The organism is Bradyrhizobium sp. SZCCHNRI1009, from assembly GCF_032487575.1.
Taxonomy (GTDB): Bacteria; Pseudomonadota; Alphaproteobacteria; order Rhizobiales; family Xanthobacteraceae; genus Bradyrhizobium.
Genome location: NZ_JAUEUL010000002.1, coordinates 220,411 through 234,731 on the forward strand (window position 1 = coordinate 220,411; position 14,321 = coordinate 234,731).

18 protein-coding genes are annotated in these 14,321 nt (G+C 66.3%); 8 read left to right on the forward strand and 10 right to left on the reverse strand.

Annotated features, from left to right (window positions below; all coding sequences use genetic code 11):
- Positions 1 to 5 precede the first annotated feature (5 nt).
- Together serA and QX010_RS04555 are read left to right on the forward strand one after the other, a co-directional pair.
- Positions 6 to 1,253, forward strand: a complete 1,248-nt coding sequence (serA, locus tag QX010_RS04550; protein WP_315804414.1) for a phosphoglycerate dehydrogenase — start codon at positions 6 to 8, stop codon at positions 1,251 to 1,253.
- 21 nt (positions 1,254 to 1,274) lie between these two features.
- Positions 1,275 to 1,754, forward strand: coding sequence for a TOBE domain-containing protein (locus QX010_RS04555; RefSeq protein ID WP_316177901.1), 480 nt, complete (start codon positions 1,275 to 1,277; stop codon positions 1,752 to 1,754).
- Here QX010_RS04555 and QX010_RS04560 read toward each other — a convergent pair.
- The 8 genes from QX010_RS04560 to QX010_RS04595 all read right to left on the reverse strand — a co-directional run bounded on the left by QX010_RS04560 (position 1,663) and on the right by QX010_RS04595 (position 9,603).
- On the reverse strand, positions 1,663 to 2,085 hold the full coding sequence (locus QX010_RS04560) for a LysR family transcriptional regulator (RefSeq protein WP_315804416.1): 423 nt from the start codon (positions 2,083 to 2,085) through the stop codon (positions 1,663 to 1,665). The two genes, QX010_RS04555 and QX010_RS04560, sit on opposite strands and share 92 nt — an antisense overlap.
- Positions 2,082 to 2,672 (reverse strand): DUF2478 domain-containing protein, encoded by a 591-nt coding sequence (locus QX010_RS04565; protein WP_316177903.1) that lies wholly within the window; start codon positions 2,670 to 2,672, stop codon positions 2,082 to 2,084. Before QX010_RS04565 ends, QX010_RS04560 begins: the two co-directional genes overlap by 4 nt.
- Positions 2,673 to 2,683: 11 nt before the next feature.
- Positions 2,684 to 3,547 carry a xanthine dehydrogenase gene (locus QX010_RS04570; protein WP_316177906.1) on the reverse strand — a complete coding sequence of 288 codons (864 nt, stop codon included), beginning with the start codon at positions 3,545 to 3,547 and terminating at the stop codon, positions 2,684 to 2,686.
- Positions 3,548 to 3,755: 208 nt separating this feature from the next.
- A complete protein-coding gene (gene modC / locus QX010_RS04575; protein ID WP_316177908.1) occupies positions 3,756 to 4,850 on the reverse strand; it encodes a molybdenum ABC transporter ATP-binding protein in 1,095 nt (364 codons plus the stop codon).
- Positions 4,847 to 5,536 (reverse strand): molybdate ABC transporter permease subunit, encoded by a 690-nt coding sequence (gene modB / locus QX010_RS04580; RefSeq protein ID WP_316177910.1) that lies wholly within the window; start codon positions 5,534 to 5,536, stop codon positions 4,847 to 4,849. Before modB ends, modC begins: the two co-directional genes overlap by 4 nt.
- Positions 5,537 to 5,562: 26 nt before the next feature.
- Entirely contained in the window at positions 5,563 to 6,330 is a 768-nt protein-coding gene (modA, locus tag QX010_RS04585) for a molybdate ABC transporter substrate-binding protein (protein WP_315804421.1), read from the reverse strand.
- A gap of 263 nt (positions 6,331 to 6,593) precedes the next feature.
- Positions 6,594 to 8,159, reverse strand: coding sequence for an amidase family protein (locus QX010_RS04590; RefSeq protein WP_316177912.1), 1,566 nt, complete (start codon positions 8,157 to 8,159; stop codon positions 6,594 to 6,596).
- Positions 8,160 to 8,184: 25 nt separating this feature from the next.
- The gene (locus QX010_RS04595) at positions 8,185 to 9,603 is read right to left on the reverse strand and encodes a M20 family metallopeptidase (protein WP_316177914.1); all 1,419 of its coding nucleotides are present in this window, start codon (positions 9,601 to 9,603) and stop codon (positions 8,185 to 8,187) included.
- 298 nt (positions 9,604 to 9,901) lie between these two features.
- Here QX010_RS04595 and QX010_RS04600 point away from each other — a divergent pair, with 298 nt between their 5' ends.
- The gene (locus QX010_RS04600) at positions 9,902 to 10,147 is read left to right on the forward strand and encodes a hypothetical protein (RefSeq protein ID WP_315804424.1); all 246 of its coding nucleotides are present in this window, start codon (positions 9,902 to 9,904) and stop codon (positions 10,145 to 10,147) included.
- A gap of 6 nt (positions 10,148 to 10,153) precedes the next feature.
- Here QX010_RS04600 and QX010_RS04605 read toward each other — a convergent pair whose 3' ends face one another.
- Positions 10,154 to 10,342 (reverse strand): hypothetical protein, encoded by a 189-nt coding sequence (locus QX010_RS04605; protein ID WP_315804425.1) that lies wholly within the window; start codon positions 10,340 to 10,342, stop codon positions 10,154 to 10,156.
- A gap of 53 nt (positions 10,343 to 10,395) precedes the next feature.
- Complete coding sequence (locus QX010_RS04610; RefSeq protein WP_315717764.1) at positions 10,396 to 10,551, reverse strand: hypothetical protein; 156 nt, start codon at positions 10,549 to 10,551, stop codon at positions 10,396 to 10,398.
- Between the two features lie 116 nt (positions 10,552 to 10,667).
- On the opposite strand from QX010_RS04610, the gene QX010_RS04615 reads away from it, so the two are divergent.
- The 5 genes from QX010_RS04615 to QX010_RS04635 all read left to right on the forward strand — a co-directional run bounded on the left by QX010_RS04615 (position 10,668) and on the right by QX010_RS04635 (position 14,321).
- Positions 10,668 to 11,246 carry a cytochrome c oxidase subunit 3 family protein gene (locus tag QX010_RS04615; RefSeq protein ID WP_315804426.1) on the forward strand — a complete coding sequence of 193 codons (579 nt, stop codon included), beginning with the start codon at positions 10,668 to 10,670 and terminating at the stop codon, positions 11,244 to 11,246.
- A gap of 3 nt (positions 11,247 to 11,249) precedes the next feature.
- The gene (locus QX010_RS04620) at positions 11,250 to 11,513 is read left to right on the forward strand and encodes a cytochrome C oxidase subunit IV family protein (RefSeq protein ID WP_316177915.1); all 264 of its coding nucleotides are present in this window, start codon (positions 11,250 to 11,252) and stop codon (positions 11,511 to 11,513) included.
- A gap of 100 nt (positions 11,514 to 11,613) precedes the next feature.
- The gene (locus QX010_RS04625; RefSeq protein ID WP_315804428.1) at positions 11,614 to 12,066 is read left to right on the forward strand and encodes a cytochrome c; all 453 of its coding nucleotides are present in this window, start codon (positions 11,614 to 11,616) and stop codon (positions 12,064 to 12,066) included.
- Positions 12,067 to 12,104: 38 nt separating this feature from the next.
- Positions 12,105 to 13,451: a cbb3-type cytochrome c oxidase subunit I gene (locus tag QX010_RS04630; protein ID WP_316177917.1), complete on the forward strand. Its 1,347-nt coding sequence runs from the start codon at positions 12,105 to 12,107 to the stop codon at positions 13,449 to 13,451.
- A 60-nt stretch (positions 13,452 to 13,511) separates the two neighbouring features.
- Entirely contained in the window at positions 13,512 to 14,321 is an 810-nt protein-coding gene (locus tag QX010_RS04635) for a CbbQ/NirQ/NorQ/GpvN family protein (RefSeq protein WP_315804430.1), read from the forward strand.

Genomic DNA, 14,321 nt, shown 5'->3' on the forward strand with positions numbered 1-14,321 from the left:
GGCCCATGCCGCTATCGCTGCCCAAGCAAAAGATCCGCGTTCTGCTCCTCGAGGGCGTGAACGACTCGGCCGTCCGCATGTTCGAGGCCAACGGCTATACGGAAATCGAACGGCTGCCGAAGGCGCTCGGTTCGGCGGAGTTGAAACGTATGCTGTCGGGCGTGCACATGCTTGGCATTCGCTCGCGCACGCATCTGACCGAGGAAGTGCTGCAGGCCGCCGATCGGCTGATGGTGGTCGGCTGTTTCTCCGTCGGCACCAACCAGGTTGATCTCGATGCCGCGAAGCGGCTCGGCATCCCCGTGTTCAATGCGCCCTATTCGAACACCCGCAGCGTCGCCGAGCTGACGATCGCCGAGGTCGTGATGCTGATGCGCCGCATCTTCCCGCGCTCGGTGTCGGCGCATGCGGGCGGCTGGGACAAGTCCGCCAATGGCAGCCGAGAGGTGCGCGGAAAGACGCTCGGCATTGTCGGCTACGGCAACATCGGCTCGCAGCTGTCGAACCTCGCCGAGGCCATGGGCATGCGGGTGATCTTCTTCGATCTCACCGACAAGCTCCGCCACGGCAACACCGAGCCGGTCGAGAGCCTCGACGAGCTCCTGGCGATCAGCGACGTCGTGTCGCTGCATGTCCCGGAGACGCCGGCGACCGCCAACATGATCGGCGAGCGCCAGATCCGTCACATGAAGGACGGCGCCTATCTGATCAACAATTCGCGCGGCACGGTAGTCGACATCGAGGCGCTGGCCAGCGCGTTGCGCGAGGGCAAGCTCTCAGGCGCCGCCGTCGACGTGTTTCCGGTCGAGCCGGCCTCGAACGCCGATCCGTTCGTCTCGCCGCTGCAGGGCCTGCCCAACGTGATCCTGACCCCGCATGTCGGCGGCTCCACCGAGGAGGCGCAGGACCGCATCGGCGGCGAGGTTGCGCGCAAGCTGATCGACTATTCCGATGTCGGCTCGACCTTCGGCGCCGTGAACTTCCCGCAGGTGCAGTTGCCGGCGCGCCCGACCGGCACGCGCTTCATCCATGTCCACCGGAACGTGCCGGGCGTGCTGCGCCAGGTCAACGATGCGGTGTCGCGGCACAACATCAACATCCTTGCGCAATATCTGCAGACCGATCCCGAGGTCGGCTATGTCGTGCTCGAGACCGACGTGGTCGGCGGTGAGGGCGAGGCGCTGCTGTCGGAGCTGCGCGCGGTGGAGGGCACGATCCGCGTGCGCGTCCTGTACGATCACGACCGGCCCTGAGGCTGTGGAGGCTGCCGCGCGATGACCGGCTCGTCTGCATCGTCTTCAGCCTCGTCCGTCGTTCTCAGCACGACGGTGCCGGCGCGCGTGCTGCGCCATGATCCGCAATACGGCATGTCGACATTGTTCTTCGCCGACGGCGAGCTGCGCGTGCCGATGGTCGATGCGGCTGTTGACGCCGGCGTCTCCGTGACCATCGAGGCCCGCGACGTCTCGATCGCGCTGTCGCGGCCGATGGATGTGTCGATCACCAACCGGCTGCCGGGCCGGATCGAGGAGATCCTGCCGCTCGATCCGCCCTATGTGCGCGTGACGTTCGATCTCGGTGCGACCAGGCTCCACGCGCTCGTGACCTTGGAATCGGTCGAGCGGCTGGCGTTGGAGCCGGATCTATCGGCCTGGGCGATGATCAAGAGCGTCGCGATCGGACCCGGCGCGGTTCGGCCTTCGGAGCTGCCTCGGCCGCGCCGCTGGCCCGCTTCTGATAGCGGGGATCGGTAGCCTTCTGCAGCTCGACGAGCGCCGCAGCGGTGGCCGTGCGGGTGCGCCGCTCCATCGAGCGATACAGCGCGATCAGCCGCTCGCCGAACGGCGTGATCTCGGCGCCGCCGCCGCGGCGGCCGGGATGGGTCTCGAACACCGGCGTCTCGAAGGTGCGGTTGAGCGCATCGACCATCAGCCAGCATTTGCGGTAGGAGATGCCGCTCGCGCGCGCGGCGCCCAGGATCGAGCGCTCCCGGCGGATGAAGTCGATCAGCAGCAGATCCTCGGGCGACAGACTTCCGCCGTTGCCGAAAGTGATGGTCAATGCGATCTGAGCTTCGCGCTTCATCCTATTCCGATCCGCTCGCGTTGTGAGCCGATCATGTCACGCGGGCTCTGCGCTGTCACCATGCGGCCGGACCACGCTTCGATCCAGCCGGCACGGCGCGCGACTTCGACCGGGACGCATTCGGCGAACACGCCGGCGAAGCGCGTCCACGCCTCCATCATCGCAGGCGATACCGCCGTGATGATCGGAAGCCCGGCTGACATCGCCGAGCCGAAGGCGTCGGCGAGGCCACCTCCCGCCGCCTCCTGCTTGCCGAACTTGCTGAGGATCACGACATCCGTGCCACGCGCGATCGACTGCTGCACGGCGGCGCAGGCCAGCACCAATCCTTCGGGATCGAGGTTGCAGGCCTGCGATCCCGGGCCGAGATCCCGCGAGATCGAGAACATGCGGTTGTCGTCGAGGCTGCGCAGCATCATGGCCTTGCACGGCCTGGTCTTGTCGACGTTGCTCTCGATCACGCCGGAGACGCGCAGCCCCATGCCTGCGAGCCGCGTGGCGAGTTCGTCGAGCAGCTCCTGGATGACGGTGGACGCGGCGCCCTGCAGCGCCACGATCTGACATGTCCCGACCTCAGCGACACCCATGGCAGTCCTCCTCACGCATTGGCGGAGACGCGGCCCGCCTTCCGACCGGTTCGCATGATCTCTTGGACAGCCGAGACGACGCTCGCGGCGATCGATCGCCCGCGGTCGTCCATGCCGGTCCATGCGGCGTGGCGGCCGCGCGGATCGATCTCCAGCAGCTTGACGTTGGCCGGCACGCGCAGACCGTCGCGCGCGATGCCGCGCAGTGCGCCATCGAGCGGCGCCAGCAACGGCGTGCCGCCGAGCGATCCGAGCTGCAGTCCTTTGTAGACGCGGGTGCCGATGTCGAGCGGCGTATGCCAGACGGCATCCTGATCGGAATAGACGAAGCGCTCGCGGCCTGCGCCGCCGAGATCGCGTGCCTTGCCGTCCGCATCGCGCGTCGTGCCGTGCGCCACGATCGCGCCGGTCTCGCAAGGATGTGTCTCGACCGCGATGTCGCAATTGTGCCCGACCGCAAAGCGCGGCCCAATGCCGACGGCGATGCCGGCGACGCCGCGCAGATCCGGCGTCGCAAGATGCTTCTGCATCCGTGCATCGACGATGACTGCGGGATAGCGGAACGCGATGATGTCGGTAAGATGCATCCCGGTGACGGCGACCCGGCCTGGCTCGCGATGAATGCGCACGACGTCCGCGATGCCCTCGGCCCGGCAGCCGATCACGCCGTCGATGTCGCACGTCTCACCATACAGGACGTCGTGAAACGCCATGCCGCGTCGGATCACCGGCGGAAAGGCGTCGTGACAAAGGACGAGCGCGAAGCACGCCTGGTTGAGCTTGGCCGCGATCGCGGAGGCGATCTCGTTGGTGCCCAGCACCAGCGCGAGCGGCTTGGGCGCGTTCGGATGCCAGGTGACGGCGGCGGCTTTCATGCTGATGACCTCGTGTTGCGAGATCGAATGAGCAAGCCGCGGGCCAGTTCGTCAGGCGCCGACCAACTTGTTCATTGCATTGAGGAAAAGCAGGCAGGCTTCGGTTTTGCGATCCAAAGCTATATTGTTTAGGATATAACATCGGACGCTATATTGTCGCTTATACAACATGTGTTGCGATGGTGGGGGGAGGGTCGGCGCGTGCCGATCAGACGATGGGCTCTTCGCGCCGAACCAGCGCGACGCCCTTGACCTGGGCGTAGACGGCAAGCCCCGCCTGCAGGCCGAGCTCGTTCCACGAGCGTTGGGTGACCCGCGACAGCAATCGCGCGCCCTCACCGTCCTCGCCGAGGCCGAGCAGGGCGGTGACGCGGTGGTCCGATTGGCTGCGGATTTCCAGGATCTTCGCGCGCAGCACGTTGACGATGGTGCTGCGGCTCGGCATTTCCACGGCGAGGCTGACGTCATCGGCCAGCACGCGCAGGCGGCGGCGTGTTCCGGACGCAAGCGGCTCGGCCGGCAGCACGAAATGCCCGCCGGGCACCGCAAGCGTCACCATGCCGTCGATGGCGTCGTGCTTCAGAACGGTGGCGTCGAGACTCACCGCAGCATCGCGGGAGAGCGCGAGCGGCAGTGTCAGGTCGGCTTGGAGCACGGACAGCGGGCCCGAAGCCAGGACGCTGCCATTGCGCATCAGCACCAGCTGATCGGCGAGCCGCTCGACCTCCGCGATATCGTGGCTGATGTAGAGGATCGGCAGGTCGAGCGCGGCATGCAGGCGCTCCAGATAGGGCAGGATCTCGTCCTTGGTCATCTGGTCGAGCGCCGACAGCGGCTCGTCCATCAGCAGCAGCTTCGGCTGGCTGAGCAGAGCGCGGCCGATCGCCACGCGCTGCCGCTCGCCGCCGGACAGATGGCGCGGCGAGCGCTCCAGCAGCTTGGCGATGCCGAGCAGCGACACGACCTCATCGAAGCCGATGGCGGTGGGGCCGGACGGGCCGGGATGGCCGTACATGAGGTTGCGGCGGACGGAGAGATGCGGAAACAGATTGGCTTCCTGGAACACGTAGCCGATCGGGCGCCGGTGCACCGGGCGGAAGGTCTTCTCGTCCTGCCAGACGTCGCCGGCGACGGAGCATCGTCCGTCCAGGCGGTTGAGGCCGGCGATGCTGCGCATGACGGCGGTCTTGCCACAGCCGGACGGGCCGAAGATCGCGGTGACGCCGCGCGCCGGAACCTCGAACCGCGCGTTCAGCTCAAAGCGCCCGAGCGTACCGCGGAAATCGACCTTGACGGTGCTCATGACGCCCGTCGCGTCATCTTCTTCTCGATCAGCATCATCGTCAGAATGACGCCGAACGAGAACACGACCATGCCGAGCGCCAGCACGGAGGCTTCGGTCCATTGCGAGGTCTCGACGTAGTCGTAGATCGCGACCGACAGCACCTTCGTCCTGCCGGGAATGTTGCCGCCGATCATCAGCACGACGCCGAACTCGCCGACAGTGTGGGCAAAGCCGAGGATCGCGCCGGTGAGGAAGCCGGGGCTCGCCAGCGGCACGGCGATCGTCCAGAACGCGCGCCAGGGCGAGGCCCGCAGCGTGGCGGCTGCTTCCAGGGGCTTCTCGCCCATGGCCTCGAAGGCGTTGCGGATCGGCTGCACCACGAACGGCATCGAGAACAGCACCGAGCCGATCACGAGGCCCGGGAAAGTGAAGGCGAGGGTGCGTGCGCCCCACAAGGAAGCCAGTGCCCCGCCCGGACCGCTCGGGCCGAGCGCGACCAGCAGATAGAAGCCGAGCACGGTCGGCGGCAGCACCAGTGGAATCGCCACCAGGGCTGCGACCGCCTCTTTCCACCACGCCTGCGACCGCGCCAGCCACCATGCGATCGGTGTTCCCACGATCATCAGAATGACGGTCGTGATCGCTGCCAATTCGAGGGTCAGGCTGACCGGTTGCCAGATATCGGCCGAGACGTGCAAATTCATCCCTGGAAGTTCATCGACGTGAGCGCTCAGCTGCCGGACTTCGGGTCCAGAGCATAGCCGAACTTCTCGATGACCGCACGGGCTTCCGGAGTCTTGAGGAAGGTCAGGAACGCAGTCGCCGCCTCGTTGCCGGCGGATGCCTTCAGCAGCACGGCATCCTGGCGGATCTCGGTGTAGAGGGTCTGCGGCACCAGCCAGCGCGACCCGCCGGCATTCGGCATCAGCTGCGACAGCGCGACGAAGCCCACCTCGGCATTGCCGGTATCGACGAACTGGAACGCCTGCGAGATCGTGTTGCCCTGCACGATCTTGGGCTGGATCGCTTCATAGAGCTTGAGCGCCTTCAGCGTCTCCACTGCGGCCGCGCCATAGGGCGCGGCGGTGGGATTGGCGATCGACAGCTTGTTGAACGCGTTCGCCTTCAGCGTTTCCTCGCCCTTCACCGCCTTCGGATCCTTGCTCCACAGCACGAGCTTGCCGATGGCGTAGGTGAAGCGGCTCTCGGCGACGCCGAGGCCCTCGTCGACCAGCTTCTTAGGCCGTTCGTCGTCGGCGGAGAGCAGGATCGCGAACGGCGCGTTCTCCTTGATCTGGGTGTAGAACTGTCCGGACGCGCCGAAGCTCAGCACCAATTCGTGTCCCGTCTTGGCCTTGAACAGGCCGGCGATCTCCTTCGCCGGCTCGGTGAAGTTGGCGGCCACGGCGATGTTGGCGCTGCCGGCAAACGCGTTTGCCCCAGTCAGGAGAGCGGCAGCCGCGCACAGAGCAGCGGCGACGAAGCGCATCGATCTCATCACAATTGTCCTCGTTCATATCGACAGAGACGGGTTCGCTTCGGTGAATTGCAAGTCTCGTTCCGGCGCAGCGGCCCGTACCGATGCCGTGCTATATTCATTCGTATACATCAAAATAGACAGGTCGGCGACGTCCCGTCAACCCGAGGGGCTCCCTCGGGCAAACGCGATGGGCGTCAGTGTTCGACTTTCGACAATCGAGGCTGAAGCGATGTCGGAAACGTGACGGCCCGAGAACCAGGGGTCTTCGGGCCGGCGCGAGACTAAGCCATCCGCTCCCAGAGCTGCCGCACCAGCATGCCCGCGCGCTTCTCGATCGCCGCGGCGGCATCGAGCGCGAGGTCCTCGCGATAGCGGCCGGCGATCAGCTGCACGCCGATCGGCTGGCCATTGTGAACCGCCACCGGCACCACCGCGCCGGGCAGCCCGAGCACGTTGATGGCCGAGATGAAGCGGATCTCGTTGAAGAAGATATCACGCACGCGCTCCGGGCTTACCGTGTCCTCGCGCGGGCCCGGCGTCGGCTTGACCGTCGTTGGCGCCAGCACCACCGGATACTCCTCGAAGAACATCTGCCAGGCGCGGATATGGGTGGAGCGCTGCGCCGTCGCGTTCATCCAGCCTGCGAGGTCGAGGATCTCGGCCTTGGCCCGCATCCCGCCCCACGCCTTGTGGAAGTCTTCGGAGGTGACGGCGAGCATCTTGGCTTCCTGCATCACGACCACCTCGGTGGTGATGACGTCGCACCAGGTCTGCCAGACGCCGGAGATGTCGGGGACCTCGACCTCGCTGACCCGGTAGCCGGAGCGCTCCAGATGATCCGCGGCCTGCCGGAGCGCGGCCTGCACCGAGGGATCGACGTCCATGTCATCAGGAATCTTGGCGAGCGCGACCTTGATCGGCCGCTTGGGCGTCTCGCCCTCGAGCGGGGCCGGCACCCACCAGGGATCGCGCGGATCGCGCCGGCTCATCACCTCCAGCGCCAGCCTGACGTCGGCGACGCTGCGCGCCAGCGGCCCCTGCGACGACATCAGATGCGCCAGCATCGGCCGCTCGGCCGCGGCGCTTTCATTGTAGGCCGGGATGCGCCCCTGCGTCGGCTTGATCGTGACAACGCCGTTGCAATGCGCCGGCCAGCGCAGCGAGCCGCCGATGTCGTTGCCATGCGCGATGGTGCCGATGCCGGCGGCGACCGCAGCCCCGGCGCCGCCCGACGAGCCGCCACAGGTGATCTCGGGATCCCACGGGTTCAAGGTCAGCCCGTGCAGCGGGTTGTCCGTGAAGCCGCGGAATGAGAATTCCGGCGTGTTGGTGAGGCCGAGCACGATCGCGCCCGCCTTCTTGAGGTTGCGCACGACGGGCGCGTCCGACGGCGCGATGATCCCCATCTGCGCCGGAACGCCGTTGGGGTTTGGCCGTCCCTCGTAGTCGACGTTCTCCTTGATCGTGACGGGCACGCCATGCAGCAGGCCGTCCTTGTTGCGCGCCTTGTCCGCGGCGCGCGCAGCTTTCAAGGCTTCTTCGGACAGATCGACGACGACCGCATTCAGCTTCGGATTGACCTCATGCATGCGCGCGAGATGAGCCTCGGTCACCTCGACCGAGGAGACCGCGCCGGAGCGGATCGCAGCGGCGGTGTCGAGCGCCGACCACTGCCAGACCGGTCCTTTCGGCAGCCGCGGCTTTGGCGCGGCTGCCTTTGCCTGTGGTCTGGCCTGCGGCTTCGTCTTTGCGGGCTTCCTGCCAGCCGTGGCGCGCGCGGACACGCGCTTCGGAGCCGGCTTGGCGGTCTTCGCCGCCGGCTTCTTCTTTGTCGCTGTCTTCGCCATCGTGTTTCCCCCAGTTATCTATCTCTCAAACGACCGACATCGTCAGCGGCGGCTCGACCTCGGCGGGCAGCGGGCTGACATAGGGCGTGCGCTGCGTCCGCTTCTTCAGGTCGGCCTTGGCGGCTGCGATCAGCGCCGGCTCATTGAGCGCCTTGATGCCGAGACCGGCCATCGCCTTCGCGGCCTGCACCATCGCCTTGTGCGCGGCCGGCGTCTTGCCTTGCGCGACGACCTGCCAGGTATGGAACGGCGTGCCGATCGCCACCGTCGGCGCGTGCACCTGCACCGTTGGCACCACCCAGCTGACGTCTCCGACATCGGTCGAGCCGATCTGCGGATTGCGCTTGGCGTTCAGCGGCACCAGGAAGTCGGCCAGCGGCTTGTCGGTCGGGTCCATGCCGATGCTGTAGTAGACGGATTCGATGTCCTTGTCGGTCAGGGTCGCCTGGATCTGCCCGGCGAAATCCTTGTCGGTCGTGTCGAAATGCGGCGGCCCGAGCTCTTCCATGATCCCGTGCAGCGCCTCTTCGAGCGGCGTGTTGGGCAGGATGTTGGAGACCGCCGAGATGATCTTCATCTCGACCTTGGTCTCGGTCATCATCGCGGCACCTAGCGCGATCTTGTGCACGCGCCCGACCAGCTCGTTCATGCCGGGCAGGTCGCGCGCGCGGATCGAGTAGCGCACGCGCGCATGCGCCTGCACGACGTTGGGTGCGATGCCGCCGGTGTCGAGCAGTGCGTAATGCACGCGGGCGTCGCTCGGCATGTGCTCGCGCATGTAGTTGACGCCGACATTCATCAATTCCACCGCGTCGAGCGCGCTGCGGCCGAGATGCGGCGAGGCGGCCGCATGCGAGGTGCGTCCGGTGAAGATGAAGTCCGCGCGCGTGTTGGCGAGCGAGGGCGTCATCACCACTTCCCAGAAGCTCGACGGATGCCAGGTGATCGCGATGTCGGCATCCTCGAACGCGCCTGAGCGCACCATGAAGGCCTTTGCGGCGCCGCCTTCCTCGGCAGGGCAGCCGTAGTAGCGCACGCGTCCCGGGACCTTGTTGGCGGCGAGCCAGTCCTTCACGGCGGTGGCCGCGAGCAGCGCCGCCGAGCCCAGGAGATTGTGGCCGCAGCCATGGCCGTGGCCGCCGGTCTCGATCGGACGATGCTCGGCAACTCCCGCTTCCTGGCTGAGGCCGGGCAGGGCGTCGTATTCGCCCATGAAGGCGATGACCGGACCGCCTTCTCCCCATTCGCCCATCAGCGCCGTCGGAATGCCCGCGACCTTTTCAGTGATGCGAAAACCCTGGTGCTTGAGCTCGGCGAGGTGTTCGGCAGATGAGCGGGCCTCGGTGTAGCAGACCTCGGGCATGCTCCACACCCGGTCGCTGAGCTCGATGAAACGGGTCTTGATCGCGTCGACGCCGCGCCAGATCTCGCTGCGGTTGTCCATCTCCGGTCTTGTCCTCTTTAGCCGATAGGAAGCCGGTATGGTTATCAGCTAAGTTCCCCGACGCCTAGCGATCCGCCGCGAGAGCAGCCATGCGGCCCGCGGCAAGGCGCGGAGGAGCGCGCGTCATCCTTTGAGCAGATGATGCTGCGATGGGATGCAGCGCGATGCTTTCGGCGGCGCAGCGAGAAGGGTGGGGACTCCGTCCTCGAATTTCGGAACTGCCGCCGTGCGCCGTTGCCGCATCCGTCCTGGAACCATTGTTGTCCCGTCCTGTTCTCGTGTCAGGAGTGCGACCGCCATGCGGGCAGGACCGATCACTATCATCGTTGCATTGCTGCTGATTCTCGCAGCCGCCGTCATCTTCGCCTATCAGGGCATGACCCTGCCTGGCGATCCGATGCCGGCCGAGGGCTGGATCGCGCTCACGCTCGGCGTGGTGTTTTCGCTCATCGTGGGGATCGGGCTGATGGTGCTGTTGTTCTACAGCAGCCGCAAGGGCTACGACGAACCATCACAGTTCGGGGCTGATGATCATCGCGACTGAGACCGCTCACGCCGGGCGCGGCGGATGCTGTGTCCGCGGATGCCGGTCGTGAAGCAGCTTGGCGAGTTCGTGCCTCAGATCGTCGTGACCGCGCATCGCCGTCTCGAACAGCGCCTCCTGGATGTCGCGCGGCATGTCGCCCCAGACGCCGATGGCGGCGCTTCCGAGCAGCTCTGCGAACCGGTTGTCGTCCATGCGGCACCTCCGGACGATCTGACGCCCGAGAGCGGCAAAGGTTCCAGGCCCGGTTACTGCGTGGTGAACAGGACAACCGCAATCGCAACGGAGAGCGCGATCGCGGACACCGTCCCGGTGGTCGACAGCACGCCCATGCGCCGCAGCGCCGCTGCAAACACGATGATGATCGGGGTGGCGGTGACGAGGCCGAGCTGCGCTTCGGTCATGGACATGCTCCTGATGCCGATCCCGTAGCGCATCCAGGCGCCGTGCTGTTTGTGCGCCGACAAAGAGCATGTCTGCCGCCCCGATTAGCTTTGCCGACATCTGATCGGAGGTGGTGGTGTCGGCACTCACATACGAACCGGAACCGACGGAGCGCTGGGGCGTGCTCGACGGGTTGCCGGGCGACCCCATGATGTGGGTCCTGATCCTCAGCGAGCTCGTCGCTTTCGGCCTGCTGCTCGGCGCCTTCGTCGTGGCGCGCGCAGTCAATCCAGTCGTGTTCGCGGCCGGGCAGGCCATGCTGGACGGACCTCTCGCCGCATTGAACACAATCGTGCTTGTGACGAGCGGGTGGGCTGCGGCGCGCGCGGCGGCAGCGGCGAGAGGCGCATCGCCGCCCACCGCACGGCGTTGGATCATGCTGGCGATCCTGCTCGGCGCGGCCTTCATTGCCGTCAAGCTGACCGAGTATGGCAGGGAGATTGCCGCCGGCGCAGGCCTGGAGACGTCGCCGTTTTTCACGCTCTATTTTCTGCTCACGGGCTTCCATCTGCTCCACGTCGTGCTCGGGATGGTCATCCTGGGAGGCGTCGGTCGTCATGCCGCGCCCGACAGCGTCGAGACCGGGACGGCGTTCTGGCACATGGTCGACCTGGTCTGGATCGTGATGTTCCCGATCCTCTATCTGGTGGGATGAGTCATGGTCCGCGATCGCCTCACGCTCGCCTGGCTTCAATTGCTGAGCCTCGCCACCGCCACGCTCGCGGCCTCGCTGCTGCTGCCGAATCGCTGGCTCGCCGATGCTCTCGTGCTCGTGCTCGCATTGGCCAAGGGCAGGGTGATCGTGCTGGATTTTCTCGGCCTGCGCCATGCGCCCGCGCTGTGGCGGGGCCTGCTCACATCGTGGCTCCTAGGCCTGGTCGCGCTCGCCGGGCTCGCGGTGGCTATCCGCGCACTGGTCTGACGCGCCATCGCCATGCTGCTTGCGCGGCGACAAAGAGACTCCCGGCAGTGCCGGTAGATTGCCTTCACCATCGACCTTCACCAAACGGAAAGGACGTGTCATGGCGGAACGCCTGACCAAGTCTGCCGCACGGAACGTCTTCTACGGCGGTTCGGCCTTCTTCTTTGCGATCTTCCTCGGGCTCACAGCGCACAGCCACTACTACATGGTCACGACCTCGACCAGTGCGTCGACGCTGTCCGACGGCGTCGCTCGCGGCAAGCACGTCTGGGAGAAAAACTCCTGCATCAACTGCCACACGCTGCTCGGCGAGGGCGCCTATTTCGCGCCAGAGGTCGGCAATGTCTGGGACCGCTGGGGCGGCAGGCAGGACCCGGCCGCCGCGCGCGAGATGCTGAAGTCCTGGATGCAGTCGCAACCCTCCGGCGCGCCCGGCCGCCGGCAGATGCCGCAGTTCAACCTGTCCGACCAGGAGCTCAACGATCTCGCGGACTTCCTGCAATGGACCGACACGATCAAGCGCCAGGACTGGCCGCCGAACAAGGCCGGCTGAGCCGGCATCCCGCCCCCCCGTCATGAGAGAGATCCGCGATGAGATATGAGACCCAGAAGGTCGCGATGCTGTATTTCTACGGCGCGCTGACGCTCTTCCTCGCTCAGGTCATCTTCGGCCTGCTCGCCGGCACGATCTACGTGCTGCCGAACACGCTGTCGGTCCTGCTGCCCTTCAACATCGTCCGCATGATCCACACCAACGCGCTGATCGTGTGGTCGCTGATCGGCTTCATGGGCGCCACCTACTTCCTGCTGCCCGAGGAGACCGAGACCGAGCTCTACAGCCCGCTGCTCGCCAAGATCCAGTTCTGGATGTTCTTCGGCGCCGCGGGGGCTGCCGTCGTCGGTTATCTCTTCCACTACCATGAGGGCCGAGAGTTTCTCGAGCAGCCCTTCATCATCAAGGTCGGCATCGTCGTCGTCTGCCTGATGTTCCTGTTCAACGTCACGATGACGGCGCTTAAGGGTCGCAAGACCACGGTGACCAACATCCTGCTGTTCGGGCTGTGGGGCGTGGCGATCTTCTTCCTGTTCGCCTTCTACAATCCGGCCAATCTCGCCGTCGACAAGATGTACTGGTGGTACATCGTCCATCTCTGGGTCGAAGGCGTCTGGGAGCTGATCATGGCCTCGATCCTGGCCTTCCTGATGATCAAGCTCAACGGCATCGATCGCGAGGTGGTCGAGAAGTGGCTCTACGTCATCATTGGCCTTGCGCTGTTCTCCGGCATCCTCGGCACCGGCCATCATTTCTACTGGATCGGCGCCCCCGGCTACTGGCAGTGGATCGGCTCGCTGTTCTCGACCCTCGAGGTCGCGCCGTTCTTCACCATGGTGATCTTCACGGTGCAGATGACGCTCAAGGCCGGCCGCAAGCATCCGAACCGCTCCGCGCTGCTGTGGTCGGTCGGCTGCTCCGTGATGGCGTTCCTCGGCGCCGGCGTGTGGGGCTTCCTGCACACGCTGTCCAGCGTGAACTACTACACCCACGGCACCCAGGTCACGGCGGCACACGGCCATCTCGCCTTCTTCGGCGCCTATGTGATGCTCAACCTCGCCGTCATGGCCTATGCGGTGCCGCAGCTGCGCCAGCGTGCGCCGTATAACCAGTGGCTCTCGATGGCGAGCTTCTGGATCATGTGCACGGCGATGATGACGATGACCTTTGCACTGACCTTCGCCGGTATCATCCAGGTGCATCTGCAGCGCGTGCTCGGCCAGAGCTACATGGACGTGCAGGACCAGCTCGCGATGTTCTACTGGGTGCGGCTCGGCTCCGGCGTGTTCGTGGCGATCGCGGCGCTGATGTTCGTCTGGGCCGTGCTGGTGCCCGGCCGCACCAAGGAGGCTGCGCTGCCCGGCGCGCTGCAGCCGGCGGAGTGAAATCCCGCAGGCGGCGGCCTCGATGCCGCCGCCTGCATCCCCCTGATACGGAGAGTTGTCATGAAGCCCGCGCTGCACGCGATCCATACCGCCCCGTCGTTCCCCTCGTACACGCCGACCGGCCATGAATGCGCGCTGTTCGAGCATGCGTTCCGACATCGCCTGCCGGTGCTGCTGAAGGGGCCGACCGGCTGCGGCAAGACCCGCTTCGTCGCGCACATGGCGGCGCGACTGGGCCTGCCGCTGCACACGGTCGCCTGTCACGACGACCTCACCGCCGCCGACCTCACCGGGCGCTATCTGCTCAAGGGCGGCGACACCGTGTGGACCGACGGCCCGCTGACCCGCGCGGTGCGCGAGGGCGGAATCTGCTATCTGGACGAGGTCGTCGAGGCCCGCAAGGACGTCACCGTCGTGCTGCATCCCCTCACCGACGACCGCCGGATCCTGCCCTTGGAGCGCACCGGCGAGGAGCTGATCGCGCCCGACGGCTTCATGCTCGTGGTCTCCTACAATCCCGGCTACCAGTCGCTGCACAAGGCGCTCAAGCCGTCGACACGGCAGCGCTTCATCGCCATCGAATTCGGCTTCCTGCCGGCCGAGCAGGAGATCGTGGTGGTTGCCGCCGAGAGCGGGCTGGCGCCGGAGCGCGTTCGGCCGCTGGTGGCGCTCGCGCATCGGCTGCGCGCGCTGCAGGGCCATGACCTGGAGGAGGGCGTCTCGACGCGCTTGCTGGTCTATTGTGCGACGCTCGTCGCCGCCGGAGCATCCATCGCGGACGCCGTGCTCGCTGCGATGATCGAGCCGCTCACCGACGACGCCGACGTCAAGGCCGCGCTGCGCGAGGTCGCGCATGCCGTGATCGGGTGA